Annotated in this window: 17 protein-coding genes, 1 tRNA gene and 1 other RNA gene; 5 read left to right on the top strand and 14 right to left on the bottom strand. The window is 72.2% G+C overall.

Annotated elements, in window-relative coordinates:
• Positions 1-134 precede the first annotated feature (134 nt).
• Both DEJ23_RS03820 and DEJ23_RS03815 read left to right on the top strand, forming a co-directional pair.
• A complete protein-coding gene (locus DEJ23_RS03820) occupies positions 135-1,160 on the top strand; it encodes a sensor histidine kinase (RefSeq protein WP_111238921.1) in 1,026 nt (341 codons plus the stop codon).
• Complete coding sequence (locus DEJ23_RS03815; RefSeq protein WP_111238920.1) at positions 1,157-1,777, top strand: response regulator transcription factor; 621 nt, start codon at positions 1,157-1,159, stop codon at positions 1,775-1,777. Before DEJ23_RS03820 ends, DEJ23_RS03815 begins: the two co-directional genes overlap by 4 nt.
• Before the next feature lie 12 nt (positions 1,778-1,789).
• On the opposite strand, the gene DEJ23_RS03810 is transcribed toward DEJ23_RS03815, so the two are convergent.
• From DEJ23_RS03810 to ffs, 12 genes are all read right to left on the bottom strand, one after another.
• A complete protein-coding gene (locus DEJ23_RS03810) occupies positions 1,790-2,827 on the bottom strand; it encodes an LLM class flavin-dependent oxidoreductase (RefSeq protein ID WP_111238919.1) in 1,038 nt (345 codons plus the stop codon).
• A 121-nt stretch (positions 2,828-2,948) separates the two neighbouring features.
• Positions 2,949-3,584 carry a thymidine kinase gene (locus DEJ23_RS03805; RefSeq protein ID WP_111238918.1) on the bottom strand — a complete coding sequence of 212 codons (636 nt, stop codon included), beginning with the start codon at positions 3,582-3,584 and terminating at the stop codon, positions 2,949-2,951.
• A complete protein-coding gene (locus DEJ23_RS03800; protein ID WP_258375237.1) occupies positions 3,584-4,285 on the bottom strand; it encodes a response regulator transcription factor in 702 nt (233 codons plus the stop codon). Before DEJ23_RS03800 ends, DEJ23_RS03805 begins: the two co-directional genes overlap by 1 nt.
• Complete coding sequence (locus tag DEJ23_RS03795; protein ID WP_146240180.1) at positions 4,272-5,450, bottom strand: hypothetical protein; 1,179 nt, start codon at positions 5,448-5,450, stop codon at positions 4,272-4,274. The genes DEJ23_RS03800 and DEJ23_RS03795 overlap by 14 nt, the downstream gene beginning before the upstream one ends.
• Positions 5,447-6,691 carry a sensor histidine kinase gene (locus tag DEJ23_RS03790; protein ID WP_111238916.1) on the bottom strand — a complete coding sequence of 415 codons (1,245 nt, stop codon included), beginning with the start codon at positions 6,689-6,691 and terminating at the stop codon, positions 5,447-5,449. The genes DEJ23_RS03795 and DEJ23_RS03790 overlap by 4 nt, the downstream gene beginning before the upstream one ends.
• A 157-nt stretch (positions 6,692-6,848) precedes the next feature.
• On the bottom strand, positions 6,849-8,054 hold the full coding sequence (locus DEJ23_RS03785) for an Rv2578c family radical SAM protein (RefSeq protein WP_111238915.1): 1,206 nt from the start codon (positions 8,052-8,054) through the stop codon (positions 6,849-6,851).
• A 46-nt stretch (positions 8,055-8,100) separates the two neighbouring features.
• Complete coding sequence (locus tag DEJ23_RS03780; protein ID WP_111238914.1) at positions 8,101-9,588, bottom strand: malate:quinone oxidoreductase; 1,488 nt, start codon at positions 9,586-9,588, stop codon at positions 8,101-8,103.
• Between the two features lie 134 nt (positions 9,589-9,722).
• The gene (locus DEJ23_RS03775) at positions 9,723-10,772 is read right to left on the bottom strand and encodes an aspartate-semialdehyde dehydrogenase (RefSeq protein WP_111238913.1); all 1,050 of its coding nucleotides are present in this window, start codon (positions 10,770-10,772) and stop codon (positions 9,723-9,725) included.
• A gap of 46 nt (positions 10,773-10,818) precedes the next feature.
• Entirely contained in the window at positions 10,819-12,084 is a 1,266-nt protein-coding gene (locus DEJ23_RS03770) for an aspartate kinase (RefSeq protein WP_111238912.1), read from the bottom strand.
• 122 nt (positions 12,085-12,206) lie between these two features.
• Positions 12,207-12,806 (bottom strand): recombination mediator RecR, encoded by a 600-nt coding sequence (gene recR / locus DEJ23_RS03765; RefSeq protein WP_111238911.1) that lies wholly within the window; start codon positions 12,804-12,806, stop codon positions 12,207-12,209.
• Positions 12,806-15,754 carry a DNA polymerase III subunit gamma and tau gene (locus DEJ23_RS03760; protein WP_111238910.1) on the bottom strand — a complete coding sequence of 983 codons (2,949 nt, stop codon included), beginning with the start codon at positions 15,752-15,754 and terminating at the stop codon, positions 12,806-12,808. Before DEJ23_RS03760 ends, recR begins: the two co-directional genes overlap by 1 nt.
• A gap of 129 nt (positions 15,755-15,883) precedes the next feature.
• Positions 15,884-15,980, bottom strand: an RNA gene (gene ffs / locus DEJ23_RS03755) — signal recognition particle sRNA small type.
• Positions 15,981-16,016: 36 nt separating this feature from the next.
• Here ffs and DEJ23_RS03750 point away from each other — a divergent pair.
• Positions 16,017-16,691 (top strand): SDR family oxidoreductase, encoded by a 675-nt coding sequence (locus DEJ23_RS03750; RefSeq protein WP_111238909.1) that lies wholly within the window; start codon positions 16,017-16,019, stop codon positions 16,689-16,691.
• A gap of 175 nt (positions 16,692-16,866) precedes the next feature.
• On the opposite strand, the gene DEJ23_RS03745 is transcribed toward DEJ23_RS03750, so the two are convergent.
• Both DEJ23_RS03745 and pta read right to left on the bottom strand, forming a co-directional pair.
• The gene (locus tag DEJ23_RS03745; RefSeq protein WP_111238908.1) at positions 16,867-18,063 is read right to left on the bottom strand and encodes an acetate/propionate family kinase; all 1,197 of its coding nucleotides are present in this window, start codon (positions 18,061-18,063) and stop codon (positions 16,867-16,869) included.
• 64 nt (positions 18,064-18,127) lie between these two features.
• Positions 18,128-20,236 carry a phosphate acetyltransferase gene (gene pta / locus DEJ23_RS03740; protein ID WP_111238907.1) on the bottom strand — a complete coding sequence of 703 codons (2,109 nt, stop codon included), beginning with the start codon at positions 20,234-20,236 and terminating at the stop codon, positions 18,128-18,130.
• A 121-nt stretch (positions 20,237-20,357) separates the two neighbouring features.
• Between pta and DEJ23_RS03735 the strand changes: the two genes are divergently transcribed.
• Together DEJ23_RS03735 and DEJ23_RS03730 are read left to right on the top strand one after the other, a co-directional pair.
• Positions 20,358-20,442 (top strand) — tRNA-Ser (locus tag DEJ23_RS03735).
• Positions 20,443-20,735: 293 nt separating this feature from the next.
• Entirely contained in the window at positions 20,736-21,380 is a 645-nt protein-coding gene (locus DEJ23_RS03730; RefSeq protein WP_111238906.1) for a hypothetical protein, read from the top strand.
• Positions 21,381-21,499 lie beyond the last annotated feature (119 nt).

Here is a 21,499-nt window from a genome sequence, read left to right as displayed (position 1 = left end):
AAGCCCGGGTCTTCGGACCCGGGCTTCTCTTTTCCCTCCTGACCCGCCGGCGCCGCACCGCACTGTGTCCACAGGCACACTCGGCGCAGACCGGTTCCGTCACGCGAGCCGTCCCCGCTACGCTCGCAACCGTCATGACGCTCCCCGCCCCGCTCGCCGTGGTCCTCGCGGAGATCGGCGCCCGCTTCCCGCACCTCGCCGACGATCCCGTCCTCGCGCAGAGCCTGTTCGAGAACGTGACGTCGATGGTCGCGGACGCCCACGCGCGCTACGCCGGGGACGGTCCTCCCGCCATCGTCAGCGATCGCTACCTCGACCCCGAGCACCTCGCCACCGGCGCCCTGCACGCCGAGCACGCCCAGCACCCGGCCGGCGCGATGCTCGCCGCCGAGATGCTCTTCGACGCGTACCTGCCGGTGTTCGTGGACGAGGTCGGAGCCCGCACGCCCGCCGAGGTGCTCCGCGCCGCCCGCGCCCTGCACGCGGGCGTCTGGAGCCGGTTCCCGGCCGGGGCGATCGCCTACACCGAGGCCCTCCGGCAGCGCGTGACCACGGCGAACCTGGACGCGCGGACCCAGCTCGCGCGGGACCTGCACGACCGGGTCGCCCACGGCGTCCTCGCCGGGCTGCAGCGGCTCGACCTGGTGCTCCTCACCGATCCCCCGGCACCGGACCGGACGGAGCAGCTCGAAGCCGCCGGACGCCTGCTCCGTGCCGCGTTGACCGACGTGCAGGACCTCGCCGTCTCCCTCCACGCGCGGGTCGGTGACGACCGGCTCGACGACGCGCTCCGACGGCACGTGGACGACCTGTTCCCCGGGGACGACCTCCTGACGATCACGACGACGGGCGTCGTCGGCACGCTGCCGAACTGGAAGGCCGAGGAAGCGCTGACGATCCTCCTCGAGGCGCTCACCAACCGTCGGAAGCGCGCTCCCGGGTCGACGGCCACGGTGACGTTCGCCTGGTCCCCCGGTACCGTCGTGGTCACCGTGCGTGACGACGGCCCCGGGTTCACGCCCGGTGGCGATGCCGAGGGCCGTCTCGGCCAGCGCACGATGCGGGAACGCGCCGGCGTCCTCGGTGCCCGGCTCGACGTCGAGAGCGCTCCGGGTGCCGGCACGACCGTCCGCCTGACCGTCCCGAGGGGATCCCTGTGAGCGGCATCACACACGTCGCACTCGTCGACGACCACCGCCTCTTCCGCGAGGGGCTCGCGGCGCTCCTGTCGGCCGCGCCCACCATCCGCGTGGTGGCGCACGGCGCGCGTCCGTCCGTCGTCCTGGACTCCCCCGAGGCGGCCGCCATCGACGTGCTCCTGCTGGACGTCGAACTCGACGGCCCTCCGGCGCGGACCACGATCGCGACGGTGCGACGCACCCACCCGCACATCAGGGTCGTCGTGCTCACGATGCACCGCGACGCGGTCCTGCGTCGGGCACTGCTCGACGCGGGGGCGGTCGACTTCGTCACGAAGGACACCCCGAGCAGGGAACTCGTCGACCGCATCGTCCGAGCGACCCGCACCGACGCGGCCCCCGTGACGTTCCCCGTCGACCTCGTCAGCGGCGCTCGCGCGGGTACGCCGCTCAGCGACCGCGAACTCGAGGTGCTCCGGCTGGTCGCTGCCGCACGCTCGAACGCCGAGATCGCCGCCGAACTCGGCCTCGCGACCGGGACGGTGAAGCGACACGTCTACAACGTGTACCGGAAGCTCGACGTCGGCACCCGGGTCGCCGCGATCACCGCTGCGACCCGACTCGGTCTGCTCGGCTGACCGGCGGGACGGCTAGACCGTCGCGCCGGCCGGGACGAGCCGCCCCTCGGCCTGCAGCGCCGCCACCACGTCGAGCGCCTGGTGCCGGTACCGCGCCTGCGCCGCCCCCGGGGCGACGATCACGCCGTCGGCGCCGGTCGACGCGACGAGGTCGTTGATCTTCGCCGCGACCTGGTCGCGCGAGCCGTAGGCCTGCCGCTCGGTCCGCGCCGCGATGAACCGCCGCTCCAGGTCGGAGAACTCGTACGCCCGCGCCTCCTCCATCGACACCGGCTCGGGCTTCGCGCCCTGCCGCATCCGGATGAACGAGATCATGCCCGGGGCGCTCTGCTCCTCGACGACCGCCGGGTCCTCGTCGGTCACGACCTGCACGCCGATGAGGGCGTTGGGCGTCTGCCGGAACCGCGACGGCCGGAAGGAGTCCCGGTACAGCGCGAGCGCTGCCTCGGTGTTGTCCGACGCGAAGTGGTGCGCGAAGGCGAAGGAGACGCCGAGCGCGCCGGCCACCTGCGCGCTGTAGCCGGAGGACCCGAGCAGCCAGAACTCCGGGACGTCGCCGTACCCGGGGACGGCGCGGATGCGCGACAGCGGGTTCGCCTCGTCCATCCCGGTGAAGAAGCCGATGAGGTCGGCGAGTTGCTGCGGGAAGTCGTCCACGTCGAGACGGTCGGTGCGACGGAGCGCCATCGCGGTGGCGCCGTCGGTGCCGGGGGCCCGTCCGATGCCCAGGTCGACGCGGTCACCGTACAGCGCGCGCAGGGTGCCGAACTGCTCCGCGACCACGAGCGGCGCGTGGTTCGGGAGCATGACGCCGCCGGACCCGATCCGGATCCGCGACGTCGCGGCCCCCACCGCGCTGAGCAGGACCGCCGGCGCGGACGAGGTGATGCCCGGCATGCCGTGGTGCTCCGCCACCCAGATGCGCTCGTAGCCGAGCTGCTCGGCGTGCACGGCCATGTCGATCGAGCCCTGCAGGGCCTCGGTGTTCGACTGACCGTACTCGCGCGTGGCCAGGTCGAGGACGGACAGGTGCACGGTGGCGTCGCTCATGCGGGGTGCAACCGGTACCACGGCGGCCGCATTCCGCCAGCGACGGCGGACGGGAGGCGCGGTGCGGCGCCGCCACGGGCCTCCCGTCCGTCACCTGGTCACGGCGTGCCCGGATGCCGGGTCAGTGCGCGAGCTCGCCGTCGAGTCGCCCGCCGGACTCGCTGAGGTAGCAGTTCGCGCAGAGCGACTCGTAGGTGACGTCGACGCCGTCGATCGCGACCTGCGACCCGTCGAACACGAAGCGGCCGTCGACCTTGCGCGCGTTGAAGACCGCCTTGCGACCGCAGCGGCAGATGGTCTTCAGCTCCTCGAGCGAGTGCGCGACCTCGAGCAGCCGGGCGCTCCCCGGGAAGGCCTCGGTGCGGAAGTCGGTGCGGATGCCGTACGCGAGCACCGGGACGTCGTCGAGCACCGCGATCCGGAGCAGGTCGTCGACCTGGCGCGGGGTGAGGAACTGCGCCTCGTCGACGAGCACGCAGCTCACCGCCCGCACCATGCCGTCGAGTCGGTCCGACTCGGGGTCGGTGGCGCCGGCATCGGCCACGGCAGCACGGACGTCGTCGTGCGGAGCGAACACGACGTCGACCGCACGCGTCACCCCGAGGCGGGAGACGATCTCCCGATCGCCCTTCGTGTCCACGGAGGGCTTGGCCAGCAGCACGCGCTGCCCGCGCTCCTCGTAGTTGTACGCCGCCTGCAGGAGCCCGGTGCTCTTGCCGCTGTTCATCGCGCCGTACCGGAAGTAGAGCTTCGCCACTACGCGAGGAACCCGTCCTCGGCGGCACGGCGGATGAGGTCCGACTTCTTCGACGCGGGCCGACCGACCTTGCTGTACTTCTCGCGGACGCGACGCAGGTAGGTCTTCGCGGTCTCGTACTGCACGTTCATCTGCGCGGCGACCTCGTTCGTCGAGTAGCCGGAGACGTACAGGCGCAGCGCCTCTTCCTCGCCCGCACTGAGCTTCGGACGCTGGTGGGCGTTCGCCCCGGTCGGCAGCGGGCGCCAGTCGCGCTGCGGCGGGGTCTCGCGGGAGACGCCCATGACCTCGCGCGCGATGTCCATGACCTCGCGCATCGGCAACGACTTCGAGAGGAAGGCCGCTGCGCCGGCCGCGAGGGCACGGTCGCGGGACTCGCGGCTGTCGACGCTCGAGAGCACGATCACCTTCGCGCCGGCCGCGCGGCAGGTGCGCACCCGCGCCTCGATGGACACCGGTTCCTTGAGCTGGAAGTCGAGGAACACGAGGTCCGTCGGGAAGTTCTCGCTGTGCACCATCTCGAGCCACGTGTGCGCTGTGAGGGCGAGGTCGAAGTCGAAGGCGTTCACGGCGATCCAGCTCGACAGGCTGTCGAGCAGCACTTCGTGGTCGTCGAGGATCGCCAGCCGCACGCGTCGGGTTCCGGGCTGCGGGAGCGGGGGCACGCCCTCCGTGGTCCGGGTCGGGTCAGTGCTGGTCATACGAGAACCTTAGTGCGAGGGACGATGGTCGGACCGCGACGTCGAGGTCGGGGAAGGTCACGCGGAGCACCGCGAAGTACGGATCGAAGGTGCGGTGGATGCCGACGTCGGAGTCGTCGACGGCGACCTCCATCCGCACCGTGACGCGGTCGGCGGACGCGCCGGGTTCCTCCGCGCGCCGGACGGTGGCGTGGAAGCGGGACGGGTCGACGGTGGCCGCGCCGAGGGCGGCACGCAGGAAGGTCCGGACGACCGTCCGCTGGTCGGCGTCGAGGGTCGCGATGAGTCCGTCCGGGTCGTCGACGGACTCGGTCGACCCACCGTCGACGACGACCGCGTACTCGAACCACGTCCGGTCGGCGTCGGCCACCATGGCCCGCCGGATGCCGTCCGCGATCGTGCGGGCGCGGGCACGGTCCGCGTCGGTGATGACCTCGCGTGTGCGGAGCTCGGCGAAGAACGGCGCGACGTCGCGGGCGAGGATCACGGAGCGGTCCTGCTGCACGCTCGCGGCGATGCCGTCGCGCTCGGCACGGGCGACGGAGTACGAGCCCGCGCGGATCTGCACCCGTTCCGCCAGCCCGCCGAAGGTCCACGCGAAGACCACGGACGCCGCGGTCAGCACGAGCGTCGGCGCAGCGCTCAGGAACGCGGCGACGGAGACGGGGACCTGGTGCGGGAACACGGAGGCCGCGACGCCCCACGTGGCGGCGTCGACGACCGCGAGCACCGCACCGCCGATCGCCAGTTCCCGCCACGGTCGGTACGGTGCGACCACCACGATGCCGGTCGCGGTGAGCAGGCACATGAAGTCGTTGAGGGCGTTCCGGTCGGGGCCCCACTGCGCCGCGACGCTCGCCACCGACGCTGCGCCGAGCAGGACGACGTGCAGCACGTAGGCCCACCGCGGGAACGGGGCCCGGAACGGCGACGACGCGGCGATCACCACGGCACCGGACGCCGCCAGGAGCAGCACGGTGAGGGCACTGAGCGTCGGGGACCCGGGCACGTCGCGGTCGAACACCGACACCAGGACCGCCCACAGCACCCCGCCTGCGCCGAGCACCACGGCGAGCGGCCGTGATCCCATCGCTCCGAGCGGGTCGTACTGCTGCGCCGTCCTCGAGCCCCGGGCCGCCGCGCGCACCGCGTCCACCCGGCTCACCGGGTGTTCCCCCGATCGGACTCGCCGGTCGCGGCGTAGGACCCGGCGTCGTCGGCAGGACTCCGGACCGGCTCGTAGGGCACGGTCATCATCACGCTGGTCCCGGAGCCCGGCGAGGACCAGACCTGCACGTCGCCGCCGACCCGGCCGATGCGCTCCCGCACCGAGCCGCGCAGACCCATCCGGTCGGACGCGGTCTCCTGCTCGTCGAACCCACGCCCGTCGTCCACCACCATGACCGTGCACGACGCACCGTCGTCGAACACGCTCACCTCTGCCGCGTCGGTGCCCGCGTGCTTGCGGACGTTCGCCAGGCACTGGCCGACGGCGCGGAGCAGTGCGGTCATGCCGGACGCGTCGAGGCGGGACAGGGCGGCGGGGTCACCGGTGACCGCGACCTCGAGCCCATCGGCCCGGTACTCGTCCACCATCGCGGTGAACGCGGCGACCGCGGCGTCCGGGTCCGGCTCGCCGGCGGGGTCCTGCGGCGCGAGCCACTGCCTGCCGGTGAGCATGGCGACGTCGGCCTCGACCGTCCGGGCGAGCTGCGCGTCCATCGGACCGTCGGGCGCCAGCGCGATGGCCCCGAGGTGGTTGAGCACCGTGTCGTGCAGGATGGCCGCGGCCTCGGCTTCGACACCGGCTCGGTAGGCGGAGACGTGCTCCTCGCGCGCGGAGCGCAGGAGCTCGGGCTGGACCCGCTCCGACCGCGCCGTGTTCCGGCTGGTGAACAGCACGAGCGCGACCACGAAACCGAGGGTGATCCAGGCCAGGACGAGCGGCCGCGGCGGTCCCCCGGCCTGCAGCAGGGCGATCGAGGCCGCGAGACGCCCGACCAGGAACCCCCCAACGGACCAGAGCACGACGCGTCCCGCGACGGCTCCGGCGCCGCCGACCAGCACGAGCGGGACCACCGCGAGCGACAGCAGGGAGCTGGTCACCCACCCAGCGGGCACCTCGCGCTGCACGATCACCGTGAACCACCACGTGCAGACACCGCCGGTGAGCAGGAAGGCGACCGCGGACCGCCACGTGCCGAGCTGCACGTGCACGCCGATCATCCCGAGCATCGGCAGCAGCGCGAGCACAGCGCCGGCGACACGGACCTCCGGTTCGGCGAGCCGGTAGAGCAGCAGCGTGACCGCCGCGGCGACGATCGACCCGACCGCCGCGGCGTGGAAGGCACGCACGGTCGACCACGCGTTCACCCGCGGAGCGAGGTGCGTGGGGATGCCGAGCACGGGTCGAGGGTCCTTCCGGGAGTCGTCCGGTCGCTGGCCGTCACGACCGCGCGGGAGCTGTCGTGTACCCCGAATCGAGCACGGTCCGGCGACCCGCTCGATGTTACCGCCGATCGCCGACACGGGGTGTCCCCCGGACGCGGAAGGTGGACTCTCCTCAGAACAACGTGGGGCCTCCCACGCCGGCGGCAGTGCCGACGACCGCGGACCGGCGGTCCCAGTCGGGGTCGGCCCGCTTGAGCGGTGAGGTGGTCGGACGGGACTGCTCGTCGAGCGACACGGGCACCCGGTGCCCGTTCGAGATCCCCGGTCGGGACCCCGTCGGCGCCGTCGACGCAGCGGTCCGGTCCGGGACGAGGTCGGCCCGACGATCGCTGAAGCCCATGGAACCGGTCGTCGGATCGACGCGTCCCGGCCCCAGTCCGTGCGCGCGCAGGATCGGGCGCACCCGCTCTGCCAGCCACCGTCGGTAGTCGGCCGGGGCGTAGGTGTTGTCGAGGTACATCGAGCGGTACCGGGCGACCAGGTCGGGCCGGGTCTGCTGCAGCCACGAGAACCACCACGGCTTCACCCCGGGGCGCAGGTGCAGCGCCGAGTAGGTGACGCTCGACGCCCCGGCGGCGGCAGCGCGCCCGACGGCGTCGTCCAGGTGCGCGCGGGTGTCGGTGATGAACGGCAGGACGGGCATGAGGAACACGGAGCACTCGAGCCCTACGTCGCGGATCGCCCGCACCGTCGCCAGGCGCGCGGCCGTCGTCGGCGTGCCCGGCTCCACCTGCTGCTGCAGGGCGTCGTCGTACACGGCGATCGACATCGCCAGGTCGACCGGCACCGACCGTGCTGCCTCGACCAGGAGCGGCAGGTCGCGCCGGAGCAACGTGCCCTTGGTCAGGATGCTGAACGGCGTCCCCGACTCGGCCAGCGCGCGGATGACGCCGGGCATCAGGCGGTAGCGCCCCTCGGCGCGCTGGTACGGATCGGTGTTCGTGCCGAGGGCCACCGGGTGCCGGTCCCAGTTCGGCCGACGGAGCTCGCGCCGCAGGACGTCGGCGACGTTCGTCTTCACGACGATCTGCTGGTCGAAGTCGGCACCGCCGTCGAACTCGAGGTAGGTGTGCGTCGGCCGGGCGAAGCAGTACACGCACGCGTGGCTGCAGCCGCGGTACGGGTTGATCGTCCACCCGTAGGTGCCGCTGCCGTCCGCCGCCGGCACCCGGTTGAGTGCGCTCTTCGCCAGTACCTCGTGGAAGGTCACGCCCGCGAACTCCGGGGTGGTGACGCTGCGGACCAGCCCGCTGTTCGACTCGAGACCCGGGAGCGCGTCGTCGTGTTCCGCACCGATCGCCTGCCCACTCCACCGCATGCCCTCATTCGAACACACGTTCGAACTCGGTGCAAGCGGCGACGGGTCAGTGGTGCAGGCCCAGCACCTTCGCGGTGTGCTCGAGCGTCCGGTCGGCCAACTGCGGGTCAGCGCCGAGGTCCTTCCCGTAGGTCGGGACCATCGTCCGGACCATCGGGGCCCAGGCGTCCCAGCGGTCCGGGAAGCACCGCTGCAGCATCGTGAGCATGATCGGCACCGCCGTCGACGCTCCGGGACTCGCGCCGAGCAGGCCCGCGATCGAGCCGTCGGCAGAGGTGATGACCTCGGTCCCGAACTGCAGCACGCCACCCTTCTCCGGGTCCGGCTTGATCACCTGCACGCGCTGCCCCGCCGTGATGCGGTGCCAGTTGTCCGGTTCGGCGGTCGGCATGAAGTCCCGCAGGGCGTCGAACTTCGTCTGCTTCGACGCGAGGAGCTGCCCCACGAGGTACCGGACCAGGTCGAAGTTCGAGAACGCCACGCTGAGCATCGGCCGGAGGTTGTGCGGTCGGATCGACCGGAAGAGGTCGAGCAGCGAACCCTGCTTGAGGAACTTCGGGCTGAAGCCGGCGTAGGGGCCGAACATCAGTGAGGCCCTGCCATCGACGATGCGCGTGTCGAGGTGCGGGACCGACATGGGCGGAGCGCCGACGCTCGCCTTGCCGTAGACCTTCGCGGCGTGCTTCTGCACGACCTCGGGCTCGTCCGTGCGGAGGAACTCGCCCGACACCGGGAAGCCGCCGTACCCGCGGATCTCCGGGATCCCCGACTTCTGCAGCAGGTGCAGGGCACCGCCACCGGCGCCGACGAAGACGAACTTCGCCGCGATGCGCTGCGTCGACCGGCCGACCTCGTTCCGGACGTCGAGGGCCCAGCCCTCGGACACCTTCGAGCGCGTGATCTTCCTCACCTCGTGCGACGGCTCGAACTCGACGCCGGCGATCTCGAGCTCGTCGAAGAGCTGCCGGGTGAGCGATCCGAAGTCGACGTCGGAACCGGCCTCCGAGTACGTCGCCGCGATCGGCTGGTCCTTCTTGCGACCCGGGATGAGCGCGGGCGCCCACTCGCGGATCCGGGCTGGGTCGTCCGAGTACTCGATGCCGGCGAAGAGCGGGTGGTCCTTGAGTGCCTCGTACCGCTTCCGCATGTACTCGACGTTCTCGGCCCCCCAGACGAACGAGATGTGCGGGGTCGGGTTGATGAAGTTCGACGGCTGCGGCAGTGCGCCCGTCTCGACCAGGTGCGCCCAGAACTGCCGGGAGACCTGGAACTGCTCGTTGACCGTGACGGCCTTGGCGATGTCGACGTGGCCGTCGGGCATCTCGGGCGTGTAGTTCAGTTCGCAGAGCGCGGAGTGACCGGTCCCGGCGTTGTTCCACGGGTTCGAGGACTCCTGCGCGACGGACCCGAGACGCTCGTACACGCGGATCTTCCACGTGGGTTCGAGGCGGTGGATGATGGCGCCGAGCGTGGCGCTCATGATCCCTCCCCCGACCAGGACGACGTCGATCGGATCCACCTGCTTCACTGCCACCCGTCGATCCTACAAGCGCGGGCTGACAGGGCGGGCACGACGGACGGGAGGCCCGTGGCGGTCTCGCCACGGGCCTCCCGTCCTGCGTGTCGGTCGCGTCGCGACCCGTGGTCGCCTCGCGACCGGCGGTCTGCCTAGGCGGCCACCGTCCGGCGTTCGAGGATCGTCTCGGCGATCTGCACCGCGTTGAGCGCGGCGCCCTTCCGCAGGTTGTCGTTGCTGACGAACAGCGCCAGGCCACGCCCCTCGGGCGCGGACTGGTCGGCGCGGATGCGGCCGACGAACGACGGGTCCTGCCCCGCTGCCTGGAGCGGCGTCGGCACGTCGGCGAGCTCGACGCCCGGGGCTGCCGCGAGCAGCTCGGCGGCGCGCTCGGGCGTCAGCGGCTGCGCGAACTCGGCGTGCACCGAGATCGAGTGCCCGGTGAAGACCGGGACACGGACGCAGGTGCCGGCGACGAGCAGGTCGGGCAGCTCGAGGATCTTGCGGCTCTCGTTGCGGAGCTTCTTCTCCTCGTCGGTCTCGCCCATGCCGTCCTCGACGATGGAACCCGCGAGCGGGACCACGTCGAACGCGATCGGGCGCACGTACTTGACCGGCTCCGGGAAGGTCACGGCCGCGCCGTCGTGGGTGAGCGCGGCGGCGTCCTGCTCGAGCGCGGCCTTCGCCTGACCGAGCAGCTCCTCGACCCCGGCGAGCCCGGACCCCGAGACCGCCTGGTACGTCGTGGCGACGAGACGACGGAGACCGGCCTCGGTGTCGAGCACCTTGAGGACCGGCATGATCGCCATCGTCGTGCAGTTCGGGTTCGCGATGATGCCCTTCGGGGCGTCGTCGATGGCGTGTGGGTTCACCTCGCTCACGACCAGCGGGACGTCGGGGTCCATGCGCCAGGCGCTCGAGTTGTCGACCACGAGTGCGCCGGCAGCGGCGAACCGCGGCGCGAGCGCACGTGAGGCGGTGGCACCGGCCGAGAACAGGGCGATGTCGATGCCCGACGGGTCTGCGGTCTCGGAGTCCTCGACGACGATCTCCTCGCCGCGGAACGGCAGCGTGGTGCCCGCGGACCGGGCGCTGGCGAAGAACCGGACGCGGTCGGCCGGGAACGCGCGCTCCTCGAGGAGACGGCGCATCACGGCGCCGACCTGGCCGGTGGCGCCGACGACGGCGACGGTGGTGCTCATGTGGTGCTCCTGCTCGTGGGTCGTGCCGGTGCGGCGGGTGCCGTGGTCAGCGCCCGGTGCCGGCGTAGACGACGGCTTCCTGGTCGGCGTCGAGGCCGAAGGCCTTGTGCACGACGCGCATGGCCTCGTTGAGGGTGTCGGCACGGGTGACGACGGAGATGCGAATCTCCGAGGTGGAGATCATCTCGATGTTGATCGAGGCCTCGTGCAGTGCGCGGAACAGCGCCGCGGAGACGCCCGCGTTGGTGCGCATGCCGGCGCCGACCAGGGCGAGCTTGCCGATCTGGTCGTCGTACTGGATGCCCTCGTACCCGATGTCGGCCTTCGCGACCTCGAGCGCGGTCAGCACGCCCTGCCCCTGGTCCTTCGGCAGCGTGAAGGAGATGTCCGTCCGGCCCGTCACGGCCTCGGACACGTTCTGCACGATCATGTCGATGTTCGCGCCGGCGCGGGCCACGATCGTGAAGATCTCGGCGGCCTTGCCCGGGGTGTCGGGCACACCGACGACGGTGATCTTGCCCTCGGAGAGATCTCCGGCGATGCCGGTGATGATCGGTTCTTCCACGGTTTCCCCCTCTGCAGGGTTGTAGACGATGGTGCCCTCGGCGTTGCTGAACGAGGAACGGACGTGCAGGGTGACGCCGTGCCGGCGGGCGTATTCGACGGCACGGATGTACAGGACCTTGGCGCCGGACGCGGCGAGCTCGAGCATCTCCTCGCTGGTGATCCGGTCGACCTTCTGCGCCTTCGGCACGACGCGGGGATCCGCCGTGAAGATGCCGTCGACGTCGGTGTAGATCTCGCAGACGTCGGCGTCGAGCGCCGCGGCGAGGGCGACGGCCGTCGTGTCGGACCCACCGCGGCCGAGCGTGGTGATCTCACCGGTCGTGCGGTTGAAGCCCTGGAAGCCGGCGACGATCGCGACGTGCCCGGCGTCGAGCGCCTCGCGCACGCGCTTGGGGGTGACGTCGACGATGCGGGCCTTGCCGTGCTGCGCATCGGTGAGCATGCCGGCCTGGCTGCCGGTGTACGACGACGCCTCGACACCGAGGCTCTTGATCGCCATCGCGAGCAGCGCCATCGAGATGCGCTCCCCCGCGGTCAGCAGCATGTCGAGCTCGCGACCAGCGGGGATCGGCGTGACGGAGTGCGCGAGGTCGACGAGCTCGTCGGTGGTGTCGCCCATCGCCGAGACGGCCACGACCACGTCGTTGCCGGCCTTCTTCGTCTGGACGATCCGCTTCGCCACGCGCTTGATGCTCTCGGCGTCCGCGACGGACGATCCACCGAACTTCTGCACGATCAGGGCCACTGGCTGGTACTCCCGGGGACGATGGTTCCGCGACGATCGCGCGGTCTGTCAATCGTAGAGGGTGTTCCGCGGATGTTGCGTGCCAGCCGGTGCCGACGCAACGATCCTGCGCGGGGTCGGTCTCAGTTCCCGACGACGCGGCGACCCTCGAACGCGCGGCCGAGCGTGACCTCGTCCGCGTACTCCAGGTCACCACCGACCGGCAGTCCGGACGCCAGCCGGGTGGTGCGGATGCCCATCGGGACGAGCAGGCGGCTCAGGTAGGTCGCGGTCGCCTCGCCCTCGAGGTTCGGGTCGGTCGCGATGATCACCTCGTCCACGGTGCCGTCGGCCAGGCGCGTCATGAGCTGCTGGATCCGCAGGTCGTCCGGGCCGACGCCGTCGATCGGGCTGATCGCGCCGCCGAGCACGTGGTAGAGCCCGCGGAACTCGCGCGTGCGCTCGATCGCGGCGACGTCCTTCGCCTCCTCCACGACGCAGATCACGCTCGGGGACCGGCGCGGGTCGCGGCAGATGCTGCACTGCACGTTCTCCGTGACGTTGCCGCAGATCTCGCAGAAGCGGACCTTCTCCTTGACCTCGGCCAGGAGCTCGGACAGCCGTGCGGGATCGAACGACTCGGTCTGCAGGATGTGGAACGCGATGCGCTGCGCCGACTTCGGTCCGATGCCCGGCAGGCGGCCGAACTCGTCGATCAGGTCCTGGACGATGCCGTCGTACATCAGGCGCCTTCCTCGTGCAGGGCGGTCTCCTCGATGAACTGGGCGCCGAGGATCTCACGGACGACGGCCTCGCCGTAGCGGCCGGCCACGGGGGTGCGGCGCACCTGGGGCGTGGCCGGACGCTGCTGCCCCGGCGCCGACTGCGCGGGAGCGGACTGCGTCGGAGCCGGCTGCACCGGTCCGGTCCGGTCCGGTGCCGTGCCCGCCGGGCGCTGCGTCGGCGTCTGCTGGGGCTGGGACGGCACCGTTCCCGGATCCGGGAACGGTGCACCGTCGTCGTAGGGGTCGTCGTCGAGCGGGTAGTCGTCGACCGGCACGTCCGGGCCGGTTGCCGGTGCCGTGGGCCCGGCGCCCGGCGCCGCCGGGGTGCTGGACACCGACGCCGGGGCCGGCACTGCGGACTGCGGGCGCTCTGCGCCGCCGCCGAGCGTCGAGGCCGGGCGGAGCTGCGCGGCGAGCGCGGCATCGGCAGCGGGGTCGGACACCGGCGTGACGGGCGCGACGGGCTCCCCGGTGTCGGTGGTGCCGAAGGGGGCGGACCAACTCGGTTCGAGGTGTTCCGGGACCACACCGGCCGTCGGGTCGGTGGCGGGTATCGCGGCCACCACCCAGTCCGTGACCGGTCCGCTCGAGCCCGGTGCCGGCTCGGGTGCTCCCTGCGTCGTCGCCGGCTCCTGCTGTCCGGTCGGCTGCTGCGGCGAGCCCGACGACTGCTGTCGTCGCTCCTCGGGCGCGTGCTGCTCCGCCTGCGTCGTCCGCTGCGGCGCCGGGGCGGTGACCCGCTGCGCCGCGGCCTGCTGCGGCGCCGTCTGCTGCGGCTGCTGCACGGCCTGCCGTGGCGCCTGCTGCCGCTCGTCCTGCTGCGGCGATCCGCTCGCCTGCGACGTCGCGCCACCGGACCGCTGCTGCGGCGACCCCGTCGACCCCGTCGGCTGCTGCTGCGGCGACCCCGTCGGCTGCGTCGGCCGCTGCGGCACCGCCCCCGTGGGCTGCGTCGGCTGGGGCCGACCACCGTCTGCACCGGTAGCACCGGTCGCACCGGCGGGACGCTGCTGCCCGGGGCCGCGGGCGACGAACTTCACCCGGATGCCGAGGACGTCGATGATCGCCGAGCGGAGCAGTTCGCTCACGCTCGTCGACGGGTCGGACATCTCCTTGAAGGACGCCACGTCCTGGTGGCTCGGGAACGTGAGGGTGAGCACGTCGTCACGGAGCGCGGTGACCTGCGCCGTGACCACGACCGACCAGGCGGAGCGCCGGGCACGTTGCACGTGCTCGACGACCTGGGGCCAGGCGTCACGGAGCTGCTGGAACCCGACGGCGGCGACGGGACGGACGACGGGCTCGTCGCCCACAGCAGTGCCCTGCCCCGTGGACGAGCCGTTCGCGGTGCCCGCGGGCTCCTGCGGAGCCGCGGCCTGGGGACGGGCCGGCACAGCAGGGTCAGACGCGGCCCGGCCCGACGAGGCCCGGCCCGACGAGGCCGGGGCGTCCGTCGTGCTCGGTGCCACGGCGGCCCACGAGGCCGCGGCATCACGGACGGCGGCCCCGGGGTCGCGCTGTGCAGCCGGCGGCTCGGTCCGCGACGGCGTTTCCTTGGACGCGGCGGGAACGGACTGCGCCATGGAGACAGCGGACGGGCCGGTCGCGGCGGCCTGCTCCGCCGACGGGGCCGGGGCACGCCCGCCGTCCGGCTGCACTCGGGTGGTCGAGGCATCGGCGGGACGAGCGCTCGCCCCGTCCGACGGGGCGGTCGGAGCCGACGCCGGGTGTCCGCCGGCGTCGCCGACGCCGACCCGGCGCTCGAGGCGCTCGACCCGGGCGAGGGCCCCACGCTGCGTGTCGTCCGCCTCGGGGACGAGCATGCGAGCGGTCATGAGTTCGAGGTGCAGCCGAGGGGACGTGGCACCGGTCATCTCGGTGAGCGCGCGGTTGGCGATGTCGGCGGAGCGCGAGAGCGCCGTCGCGCCGAACACGCCCGCCTGGCGCGTCATGGTGTCGAGCTCCTCCGGCGAGACGCCGCGCAGCACCGCCGCGGCGCTCTCGTTCGTGGCCGCGACGACGATCAGGTCGCGCAGGCGCTCGAGCAGGTCCTCGACGAAGCGGCGCGGGTCCTGCCCGGTCTGCACGACCCGGTCGATGGCGGCGAACGCCGATGCCGGATCGGCCACGGCGAGCGCGTCGACCACGTCGTCGAGGAGCGCGGCGTCGGTGTACCCGAGGAGCGCGACGGCGCGCTCGTAGGCGATCGCACCGTCCTCGCTGCCGGCCATGAGCTGGTCGAGCAACGACAGGGTGTCGCGCACCGATCCCCCGCCGGCGCGCACGACGAGCGGGAGCACACCCGGCGCGACCGAGACCGACTCCTGCGCGCAGAGCTGCTCGACGTACTCGAGCATGGTCGCCGGCGGGACCAGCCGGAACGGGTAGTGGTGGGTCCGGGACCGGATGGTGCCGATGACCTTCTCCGGCTCGGTGGTGGCGAAGATGAACTTCACGTGCTCGGGCGGTTCCTCGACCAGCTTGAGGAGCGCGTTGAAGCCCTGCGGCGTCACCATGTGCGCCTCGTCCAGGATGAAGATCTTGTAGCGGTCGCGAGCCGGGGCGAAGACGGCGCGGTCCCGCAGGTCGCGCGCGTCGTCGACGCCGTTGTGACTCGCGGCGTCGATCTCGATGACGTCGAGGGAGCCGCCGCCGCCGCGGGCGAGTTCGACGCAGCTCGGGCAGACGCCGCACGGCGTGTCGGTCGGCCCCTCGGCGCAGTTCAGGCAGCGCGCGAGGATGCGGGCGGACGTCGTCTTGCCGCAGCCCCGGGGACCGCTGAAGAGGTAGGCGTGGTTCACGCGGTTCGTCCGCAGCGCGGTCCGCAGCGGGTCGGTGACCTGCGACTGTCCGATCAGCTCGGCGAAGTTCTCGGGCCGGTAACGGCGATACAGGGCGGTGACCACGCGACAAGGGTAGCCGGGACGGCCGACAGCGCGCGGCCCGCGCGACCACCTGTGGAGGGGCGGGGACACGGAGGCGGCTCCGCGCCTCCCGGCCGATCGCGGAGCACGGAGCGACGCCGCACGCAGCAACGAGAAGACTCCTCACGCACCCGCCAGAGCCCGGTTACCCTTGCTGCGTTTCCGCCCTGGGGGAGTTGGCCTGGATGGCGTCACGTGAGGAGCCTCCGGAAGTCTACCGGACGGAACGGGCAGTATCGAACACATGAAGATCGCCATCGCCGGAGGACACGGCCAGATCGCACTGCTCCTCGCCCGACTCATCACGGATGCAGGGCACGACGCCGTCGCGATCATCCGCAACCCCGCTCACGTGACCGACGTCGAGCAGCAGGGCGCGACCGCCCTGGTGGCGGACCTCGAACAGCTGGACGACGACGAACTGGGCCTGCGACTGCGCGGCGTCGACGCCGTCGTCTTCGCCGCGGGCGCCGGTCCGAACAGCGGCGCCGAACGCAAGCTCACGGTCGACCGGGACGCCGCGATCCTGCTCGCCAACGCTGCCGAGCGGATCGGCATCCAGCGGTACGTGATGATCTCCGCGATGGCGGCGGACACCTACGACCCCGATCGTGCCGAGGTGCCGGCCAGGACCGAGGCCGACGTGTTCCAGGTCTACCTCCGCGCCAAGGCCGAGGCGGACGCGAACATCCGCATGCGCAACCTCCGGTGGACGATCGTCCGTCCGGGAGCACTCCTCGACACGCCACCGCAGGGCACCGTGCACGTCGGTCGGACGGTCCCCCGTGGCTCGATCCCCCGCGCGGACGTCGCCGCGGTCGTCCTGCACGCGCTGCTCGACGACACGGCGGTCGGCGTGCAGTTCGAGGTGACGAGCGGGAACACCCCGATCCCCGCGGCCCTGCACGCCATCAGCTGACCGGCCGCGACGGGTCCGTCGCTCGCCGGCCCGGGTGGGCTCGCAGCCGCCCGATCGACACCGGGCCGTCGACGCGAGACGCCGTCCGGGACGTGAGGCGCCGCCGGATCCGGCGGCGTCTCACCCGCGGTGCGGCGTCTCGCGCAGCGCAGCGCGGCGGCGCGGCAGCGCTGCCCTACAGCGCCACCTCCGCCGACTGCCGCGCGATCTCGAGTTCCTCGTTCGTCGGGATGACGAGCACCGCGACACGGGACGCGTCAGTGGAGATGAGCCGCGCCTCCTTCGAGTGCAGCTCGTTCCGGTCGGCGTCGATCTCGATGCCGAGGTGCTCGAGCCCGGCGAGCACCCGTCGCCGGAGCAGCGCGTTGTTCTCGCCCACGCCGGCCGTGAACACCACCGCGTCCAGCCCGCCGAGCTGCGCGGTGTACGCCCCGACGTAGCGGCGGATCCGGTGCCGGTACACGGCGAGCGCCGCCTCGGCCTCGTCGTCACCGCCGAGCGCCGCGTCCTGCACGTCGCGCATGTCACCGTTGCCGGTCAGGCCGAGGAGCCCGGACTGCTTGTTGAGCATCGTGTCGAGCTCGTCGAAGCCGAGACCGGCCTCGCGGTGCAGGTGGATGAGCACCGCCGGGTCGAGGTCACCGGACCGCGTGCCCATGACGAGCCCCTCGAGCGGCGTCAGGCCCATCGACGTCTCGATCGACCGCCCGCCGTCGATCGCCGCGGCGGACGCGCCGTTGCCCAGGTGCAGCACGATCGTCTTCAGCTCGGACAGCGGGCGGTCCAGGAACACCGCCGTCTGTTCGGAGACGTACTTGTGGCTCGTGCCGTGCATGCCGTACCGGCGGATCCGGTACCGTTCGGCGAGGTCCGCGGGGATCGCGTAGGTGTAGGCGTGCGGCGGCATCGTCTGGTGGAACGCCGTGTCGAAGACGGCGACGTGCGGCACGTCCGAGAACACCTGCTTCGCCGCGCGGATGCCCTCGAGGTTCGCCGGGTTGTGCAGCGGGGCGAGGCTGTTGAGGTCCTCGATCTGCTGCTCGACCTCGCCGGTGACGACGGTCGCGCGGTCGAACGTGGTCCCGCCGTGCACGACGCGGTGGCCGACGACGGCGGGCGGGTGCTCGTCGAACGACGGCCCGACCTTCGCGAAGGCGTCGATCATCGCCTGGAACCCCGCCGCGTGGTCGGGCACGGACGCCGACTCGTTCGACGACGACTCCCCCGTCAGGGCGTTGGTGTGCTTCCACGAGCCGGTGGACTCCCCGATGCGCTCGACGAGGCCCGAGGCGAGCGTGCGCTCGCCCTCGAGCTCGATGAGCTGGTACTTGAACGAACTCGATCCGGAGTTCACGACGAGGGCTGCGGTCACTTCGTGGTCACTTTCTGTGTCGGACGGGAGGCGCGGTGCGGCCGGGTCTGTCAGGCCAGGTCCGTCAGGCCGCGTCGGTCGCGGTGCCGGCCTGGATCGCCGTGATCGCCACGGTGTTGACGATGTCGCTGACGAGCGCGCCGCGGGACAGGTCGTTGATCGGCTTGCGCAGCCCCTGGAGCACCGGCCCGATGGCGACCGCGCCGGCCGAGCGCTGCACGGCCTTGTACGTGTTGTTGCCGGTGTTGAGGTCCGGGAAGATGAACACCGTCGCACGGCCCGCCACGGGCGAGTCCGGCATCTTCGTGCGCGCGACCGTGGGGTCGGCGGCGGCGTCGTACTGGATGGGCCCCTCGACGAGCAGGTCTGGGCGCCGCTCGCGGACGAACGCCGTGCCGGCACGGACCTTGTCGACGTCCGCACCGGTGCCGCTGTCGCCGGTCGAGTAGCTGAGCATCGCCACTCGCGGGTCGATGCCGAACTGCGTCGCGGTCTCCGCCGACGAGATCGCGATGTCCGCGAGCTGCTCGCTCGTCGGGTCCGGGATCACCGCGCAGTCGCCGTACACGAGCACGCGGTCCGCGAGGGCCATGAGGAACACGCTCGACACGATCGACGTGTCCGGACGGGTCTTGATGATCTCGAAGGACGGGCGGATCGTGTGCGCGGTGGTGTGCTTCGCGCCGGACACCATGCCGTCCGCCAACCCGAGCTGGACCATGAGCGTGCCGAAGTAGGAGACGTCGGTGACGGTGTCCCGCGCGAGCTCGATGGACATGCCCTTGTGGGCCCGGAGCCGCGTGTACTCCTCGGCGAAGCGCTCGCGCAGCTCCGGGTCGAACGGGCTGACGAGCTGGGCACCTTCGAGGTCGAGCCCGAGCTCGGTCGCTCGGGCCCGGATCGTGGCCGGTTCGCCGAGGATCGTGAGGTCGCAGACCTGCCGCGCCAGCAGCGTCGACGCGGCGTGCAGGATGCGGTCGTCGTCCCCTTCCGGCAGGACGATGCGCTTGCCGTACTGCCGCGCACGATCGAGCAGTCCGTGCTCGAACATGAGCGGTGTGACGACACCGGACGGCGTGAGCTGCAGACGATCGCGCAGGGCGTCCGCGTCGACGTGCTGCTCGAAGAGCGCCAGCGCCAGGTCGGCCTTGCGTGGCGAGTCGGCAGCGAGGCGACCCCGCGTGTGCGTGATGCGGAGCGCGGTGTCGTAGGTGCCGAGGTCGTTCCGGGCGATCGGCAGCGAACTGGACAGACCCTCGAGCAACCGGGTGATCTGCGGGGAGGTGTCGAACCCGCCGTTGAGGATCACACCAGCGAGGCTCGGGAAGGTCTCCGACTGGTTCGCGAGCACGGTGGCGAGGAGCACGTCGCTGCGGTCCCCCGGCACGACGACGATCCCGCCCTCGATCAGCCGGGGCAGGACGTTCTCCATGCTCATGCCGGCCACGACGGTGCCGAGGGCCTCGCGGTCGAGCAGCGCCTCGTCGCCGCGGACGAGCGTCGCGTCCGTCGCGTCGAGCAGCGCGCGGACCGTCGGCGCCACGAGCACCCGGTCCTCCGGGATCGCCCACACCGGTGTGTCCGGGTGGTCGTCCCGCACGGCGCGCTCGACGCTCGCGACGATCGCTGCCAGGTCGTCCGGGTCGGCGCGGTTCACCACGACGCCGAGCAGCTGCGCGTGCGCCGCCCGCAGCTCGCTCGTCGTGACGTCCGCGACCTGCGCCATCGCGTCCGGGGTGCGAGCGCCCCGCTCGGCTGCATCGCGACCGCCGAGCACGAGGAGCACGGGTGCGCCGAGGTTCGCGGCGACCTTCGCGTTGAACGAGAGCTCGGTGGGGCTGCCGACGTCGGTGTAGTCGGACCCGAGCACCACGACCGCGTCGCACTGCCGCTCGACCTGGGCGAAGCGGTTGAGGATCGTGCCGAGGGCCGCGTCCGGATCGGCGTGCACGTCGTCGTAGGTCACGCCGACCGCCTCGTCGTACGACAGCCCGACCGCGCTGTGCTGCAGCAGGAGCTCGAGCACGTAGTCGGGCTCGGCGACCGACCGGGCGACCGGTCGGAACACGCCGACCCGTCCGACGGACCGCGCGAGTGTCTCGAGGACACCGAGGGCGACCGTGCTCTTGCCCGTGTGTCCTTCTGCTGACGTGATGTAGATGCGGGTCGACACGGTCCCAGGCTAGTCGCGCGGCCACCGTACGCTCTGGGAGTCCCGGGCCAGGTGGACGGAGTGGTCGTGAGCACCCCTGGAGACCTGTACCATGGGGTGTCGTCATCGCGAGATGGCACCGGGAGAATTCGCCTAGTGGCCTATGGCGCACGCTTGGAAAGCGTGTTGGGTGCAAGCCCTCGGGGGTTCGAATCCCCCATTCTCCGCCGACAGCAGTACGAGGACCAGCAGGCGCGCCCACCCGGTGGGCGCGCCTGCTGTCGTTCCCGGCGCCCGACGTCCCCCGCACGCGGGACACGCCTGCACCCCGTCGCACCCGATCTGGCCGGAACACGCCGCTCCGGGGTGGAACGGACTGTCCTCCCGCCCGTCGCACCCCCTAGTCTGTGCAGACGGACGACCCCGGGACGGGTCGGTCACGGTGCAGCGGGCGGCAGGGGCGTCGCCCGCGGACGGGCGCTCGCGCCTGCCCGCGCGCCCGAGGGGTGAGGAGACCCACGTGGGGGAAGCGACGATGCCAGCCGCCGGACGGCTGCGGACGCCGGTCTTCGACGTGCTCCTCCGCCCGCGTCGCTCGCTCGTGCGGTCCACGGTGCTCAGCGTCGTGTTCTCCGCGGTGCCGCTCGCGGTCGCCCTGGTCTGGGTCTCGCTGCCGGTGCGCTGGTGGCCCCTCGTCGCGTCGCTCGTCGTCGTCCTCGCCGTCCTGGTCGGTGTCCTCTTCGTCCGTCTCGGCCAGGCGTTCCTCGGCATCGACTCGGACTCGGTCGTGCTCAACGCCGTCCTCACCCCGAACCGTCGGATCGCCCGCGACCGGGTGCAGCGGATCGTGGTCGCGCCGACCTACGGCGCCTCGGCCGACCGCACGACGCGCGAGCTGCTCGCCTTCGACGCCGACGGTGTGCACCTGTTCCGGATGGGCGCCGACGTGTGGGGCGACGCCGCCCTCGACCGCGTGCTCGAGACCCTCGACGTCCCGGTCGAGCACGAGCGCCGTCCGGTCGACGTACGCGAGGCCACCCGCCGCTGGCCCGGGAGCCGCACCTGGTACGAGCGCCGTGCGGGCGTGCTCGCGATCGGCGCCGTCGCGGTGTGCATCGTGGCCGGCCTCGTCGCGGTCGAGACCGTGGGCGCCCTGACCCGCTGACCCCGAGACCACGTCAGCGGCGACGCGACCGGTGTCGGCGCACCGCTTCGTCCGTCACCGTGACGATCGCCCCACCAGTACCCGACCGGGACAACGCCTCGGCCGGGCAGTGGGTCGGC

Source organism: Curtobacterium sp. MCSS17_008, from assembly GCF_003234185.1.
Taxonomy (GTDB): Bacteria; Actinomycetota; Actinomycetes; order Actinomycetales; family Microbacteriaceae; genus Curtobacterium.
The sequence above is the reverse complement of the archived record's forward strand: the minus strand, read 5'-3'. Positions and strand labels throughout refer to the sequence as shown.